The organism is uncultured Lactobacillus sp. (assembly GCF_947367125.1).
Taxonomy (GTDB): domain Bacteria; phylum Bacillota; class Bacilli; order Lactobacillales; family Lactobacillaceae; genus Lactobacillus.
Genome location: NZ_CANBCQ010000064.1, coordinates 1 through 4,809, shown reverse-complemented (window position 1 = coordinate 4,809; position 4,809 = coordinate 1). Strand labels below are relative to the sequence as shown.

At 38.8% G+C, this 4,809-nt stretch carries 9 protein-coding genes; all 9 read left to right on the top strand.

What is annotated here, in order from left to right:
* On the top strand, positions 1 to 1,129 hold a 1,129-nt coding region (locus Q0Y84_RS11995; RefSeq protein ID WP_297954074.1), incomplete at its 5' end, for a DUF2479 domain-containing protein.
* 61 nt (positions 1,130 to 1,190) lie between these two features.
* Complete coding sequence (locus tag Q0Y84_RS11990; RefSeq protein WP_297954071.1) at positions 1,191 to 1,580, top strand: hypothetical protein; 390 nt, start codon at positions 1,191 to 1,193, stop codon at positions 1,578 to 1,580.
* A gap of 68 nt (positions 1,581 to 1,648) precedes the next feature.
* Positions 1,649 to 1,939 (top strand): hypothetical protein, encoded by a 291-nt coding sequence (locus Q0Y84_RS11985; protein ID WP_297954068.1) that lies wholly within the window; start codon positions 1,649 to 1,651, stop codon positions 1,937 to 1,939.
* Positions 1,899 to 2,309 (top strand): hypothetical protein, encoded by a 411-nt coding sequence (locus Q0Y84_RS11980; protein WP_297954065.1) that lies wholly within the window; start codon positions 1,899 to 1,901, stop codon positions 2,307 to 2,309. The genes Q0Y84_RS11985 and Q0Y84_RS11980 overlap by 41 nt, the downstream gene beginning before the upstream one ends.
* Positions 2,309 to 2,872 carry a carbohydrate binding domain-containing protein gene (locus tag Q0Y84_RS11975; protein ID WP_297954063.1) on the top strand — a complete coding sequence of 188 codons (564 nt, stop codon included), beginning with the start codon at positions 2,309 to 2,311 and terminating at the stop codon, positions 2,870 to 2,872. The genes Q0Y84_RS11980 and Q0Y84_RS11975 overlap by 1 nt, the downstream gene beginning before the upstream one ends.
* A gap of 88 nt (positions 2,873 to 2,960) precedes the next feature.
* Entirely contained in the window at positions 2,961 to 3,539 is a 579-nt protein-coding gene (locus tag Q0Y84_RS11970; protein WP_297954060.1) for a hypothetical protein, read from the top strand.
* Complete coding sequence (locus tag Q0Y84_RS11965; protein ID WP_297954057.1) at positions 3,539 to 3,784, top strand: XkdX family protein; 246 nt, start codon at positions 3,539 to 3,541, stop codon at positions 3,782 to 3,784. Before Q0Y84_RS11970 ends, Q0Y84_RS11965 begins: the two co-directional genes overlap by 1 nt.
* Positions 3,735 to 4,160, top strand: a complete 426-nt coding sequence (locus tag Q0Y84_RS11960) for a hypothetical protein (protein ID WP_297954055.1) — start codon at positions 3,735 to 3,737, stop codon at positions 4,158 to 4,160. The genes Q0Y84_RS11965 and Q0Y84_RS11960 overlap by 50 nt, the downstream gene beginning before the upstream one ends.
* Before the next feature lie 193 nt (positions 4,161 to 4,353).
* Positions 4,354 to 4,809, top strand: coding sequence for a phage holin (locus Q0Y84_RS11955; RefSeq protein WP_297954053.1), 456 nt, complete (start codon positions 4,354 to 4,356; stop codon positions 4,807 to 4,809).

Genomic DNA, 4,809 nt, shown 5'->3' with positions numbered 1-4,809 from the left:
GGCTATTTCTAATGGACAAAACGATATTGCAAATGAGTTAAGTGATGCAAGAACTAAGCTTCAAGCTATCCAAGACCAAGAAAATAAATTGATCACTAATTGGACAACCGAGTTAAATACTCAGAAACAGAATTTTATTACTTTACAGTCTAAGTGGCAGAACCAATCTAAGACAATTTCGGACAGTTATCAAGCTAAGATCAATGAAATTAACACACAAGCTCAATCTCAGCACAACTCGATTCAAGCTGCAGCTGATCAGCAACTTAAAAATAATCAGTCCGCTAATCAAGCTGAAATTGCTAAGGTCGAAAGTGAGACTAAAGCAAAACTTGATGAGGTTGAAAAAGCTAAAAATGATGCGATTGCTGATTTAACTGCTCAAAGAGATGCACAACTTAAAGCGGCTAAGGATGCTTATGACAAACAACGTGCCGACTTACAGACCGACTACAATTCTTGGAAAGAATCACAGATTACTGACTTTACTAAATTGGTTGAGCCGCTTAAAACCGAGATTTCAACTGATCAACAAGATCTTAAAGACATCAGTGATCAAATTGCCGCTACCAAGCAAGAACTGGCTGATATGGCTAAACAGCTTGATAGCCTAGATTTCACTAAATTCGTAACCGGTGATCAGTTTAAAGAAGCAATGGCGAAAAAGGCTAATGGACTGAAGGTTATGGGACTAGGAGGTGAGTATATTATGGCAGTAGATACAACAACGAGCAATATTGATGGCACACCTGCAGGCAATAGTGGCTCTGGTTTGATTGATTCAACCGTTTTGGCTGGGATAATGCAAACTATCAGTGATGCTATCTTGGGTAAAAATCATTACACAAAAGCTGAAGTTGACAACTTACTTAAGGGAGTTAAGGATCAATTGACGCCTTTGATTGAGCAAAAGGCAGATGCCACAACGCTAACCGACAGGGCTAATGCTTTAGCCAAGCAAATTGGCGATCTACAAACAGAAAATAACAATTTGAAGAATGTTAACGCACAATTGCAACAACAAAATGATAATTTGCAAAAGCAAGTAACTAAGCTAACGCCAGTTCATGTAACGAGTGAAGCAGACGTAGCAAAGCAAGATGCTTTTTGGGTAATTGTAGATGACTAACGATTTTATGCAACGACAGTGATAGCTGGCGTTTTTTTATTTTGAAAAGGAGAAAAACTAAATGGAATTATACGTTGGTGGTCATAAATTTGTGACCGATGATAAAGCTAACATTGACCAAGAAATGTTTAAAACTATTGATCAAGCTAATAGCTGGTCGGATATTTTATCTAATCCCCAAAATGAAAGTGCCTTAATTTCAATTAGGGACAACACCAATGCAGGGCAACCTTCTGGCAACGGAAATGTTGCAGGTGGCAATAGTGCTGGAATTGTTTTTGGCGGTGGCGACACACATGCAATTATTTCCGTTGGCTGGGTTAGACCATTAGTCAGAATTGCTGCAGGTGCTGGAAATAACTTTAAATGGCACGATGATGTAGTGCTTAAATCTGAATACGACAAGCTAGTACAGCGTGTAGCCACACTAGAAAAGCAAATTGGGGGGTAATTAGCCGCCTATATACCGCTCTACACAAGGCTTTAGCTACTTCTACAAAATTTATGGAGGTGGCTTAAATGAGTGTTCTTATAGATAAGCATGAATTGGCTGAAAAAGAAGATATTATTAACCCCAACCTAGCTTACGGTGTAGTGATGACATCAGACAACCAAAAAGCATTAGGATCAGTTCATGATTTTACTTTAAATTCAAAAGATAACACTGCCAATTGGACTTTTTGCAAAATTTTATTAAAAACAACCATTCACAAAGGTGATATTTTTACTATTTCTGCATTTGGTACATTGACAGGACCACATGCAGCTGATGGTAATTACAAGGCAAGTATTTATAGCAAGTATTTATAATAGTGATACTTCTAATTCATTTGATCCCACGTGTGAGACTGTTTTTCTAAAATCTGGAATTCGGAGTTCTAAAACCTTTATCGCTAATGCTGATAGCGATCCTAACAATCCTCCTATTTTACTAATCTATTCAGGTAAAGCTGGATCAACTGGGCAAAATTCCATTCATGTTCAAAATGTAAAAGTTGAACGTGGTTCTGTTGCTACTCCATATGTACCAGCTGTAGAAGATCTGGTACTTAAGTCAGACTACGATGCACTTAGCGACCGCTTAACCGCCCTAGAATCCAAAATGGGGGGGTACCAGCCTCCTAAGCCACTAGTATCAGTGCTTTACGTCACTTCAGTGGAAAGTGAGGTGGCTGCATAATGAGTATTTTTATAGATAAACATGAGTTGGCCGAAAAGAAGGATATTGTTAACCCTAACTTGTTGACTGGCAGCAAAGATTTTACTGGCAATTGGCTGTATTTAGATCAAGTTAAGCAAAAAGATAAATATTTAGATTTTACTGCAGTTTGCAGCGATTGGGCATGGAACGGCATATCCCAGTTCATAGCAGTAAATAAAGGCGAAACTTTTACATTTTCTGCGTATGCTAAAGGTAAGGCAGGCTCTTCATTAAATTTGTTTATAACTTTGAATAATGACGGTGAAGGTGGCTACAAAAAAGTAAATGGAAACCCAAACGGTATAACGATAACTGCAACGGGAGATTGGCAGAAAGTTAGTATGACTTTTACTATGCTTGACAGTGGTGCAATACAGCCTCGAATTGAAGGCAATGGCACTGTTCCATTTTGGATTGCTGGACTGAAACTTGAAAGGGGTGCAGTTGCAACACCATGGTGTCCTGCTCCTGAAGATTATGTAATGAAATCAGACTTAGATGCTCTAAAAGCTGAAATCAACCAGTTAAAGCAAGGAAAATAGGCTCTCGTTTTATGAAGAACGATAGTAGACCGCCACCAGCGGCCCTTTTTTGATGCAAAAATTATCGATTTAACAGAAAGGAAAAATTATGACAGAAGATCAAAAACAACCAGTAGCAAATACTACTGAAAACCAAAATAAATCCGAACAACAAAATGTAGCCACCAATGGCCAAACAACCAATACCGAACAAAAGCCTAAGACTCTAGGCGATATCTTAACTGGTGAAGGAACTAACCTCGTTTATGTATCGGGCATGCTTCAAGGGCAGCAAATCAACTGCGAAGGTCCAATTGAATATACTCGCAAACTTGATCATCCGCAATGGCCATTCATTCCTGCATTACCACAGTACGACCCAAGCAAGTGCAAGACTCCAAAATTTGACTGGGGCAAAGGCGAATGGGTAGATGAAAGCGAAGAAGCTAAGGAAAAGGAACTTAACGATTTAAAGCAAGCAGTTAAGACCCTACAAAATGAAGGTCAAGATACAGAGGGACTATCACAAAAGATTGATGCAATTCAGCAAGGCCAAACTCAAACTACAGCCGTTTTAGGTCAATTACTACCAGCCGTTCAAGAGCTGACTAAATTTGCAGCCAATCTACAAAATCAAGAATCAACTCAAACTCAAGGAAATACTGCTAAGGAAGAAGGCAATAAATAATGTTTAACTTTAATTTTGACTTTTCTAAATCATTTGCTGCTATGCAATCTTTAGTAAAGCAATCTTACGACTGGGGTCAACCTATCGATGGCTTTGTAAAAACGGGCGCAATTACTGCCAATGCTTACAAAGAAATCACTGGTCAAGACTATGGTCAATCTAATGCATCCCCTGTAGAGGAAAAGCAACCTGCTAATGAATCAACTGAAACCGCAGGTGATGATCATGATCAAGCAAACGATTAACAATCTGTTCAAGAATAGCAAGTATTCTAACTTAGGATTAGCTATGGTTCTGCTAGGTATCGCTTTATGGCTAATGCCTAGATATTTCTTTTGGCCACCTCAGTATGTTTCTTTGATGAATGATGATGGAATTGATGCAATAGCGGTTTTTGTAGGAGTTGGCTTGCTTGTTTATGCTGCAATTTCTGCACATGATAACAAAATAGCAGGCATTTTGCTTGTCGGTTCTGCTGCTTTTGTGACCTCAATCATGGTAGTTGAAGTTTTACACATGATTTTTGTTGGTCAGTTCAAAATGAGCGTGCCAGCTGTTCTGTGTTTATATATGCTTCTCAACATTTTAGACGTAGCTAGAAATAGAAACACTAAAGAATAGGAGGTGTTACACTTGCACGACTTCACGAACTTACTGCAGGTGTTAGCTCCTCTAATCATAGGGATTCTAACTTGGAGACTGAATAGTAAGAATAGCGATCATGACTACATTAAAGAAGAAAATGACAGGTTAAATTCCGAATGTAAGAGATTGCAAAAAGAAAATAATGAATTGAGAAAGGAATTACATAAAAATGACGATTAAAGATTGGATTTACTTAGGTATTACTGTAGCAAGCTATATCATCGCTGTAATTGCGGGTGCCTATGCTCGCAACAAGGCAAAAATTAATCGCACCACACGTGCTGGCCAAGCCTACGATGTACTAGGCAAAGTTGCGACTAATGCGGTCCATGAAGTTGAATTCTTGGGTGGTACTAGCAAGGAAAAGCGTCAAATGGGTTATGAACTAATTAACCAGGCTTTACACTACATGGGTATCAATGATGTAACAGCAAACATGATCTACGGTGCTTTAGAAAAAGCTGTAGCCGCCATGCATTTAGCAGATGCTGAAGAAATGGAAAAAGATCCTGCTGTAGCTCAAGATGTAGATGAAAAAGACGTCGTGCAACCAGTAGATCAATTGCCAAAACCTGAGAGTTCTGTTCAAGCAGATACTAAGGATGTGACTGCAGATGGCAAGTAG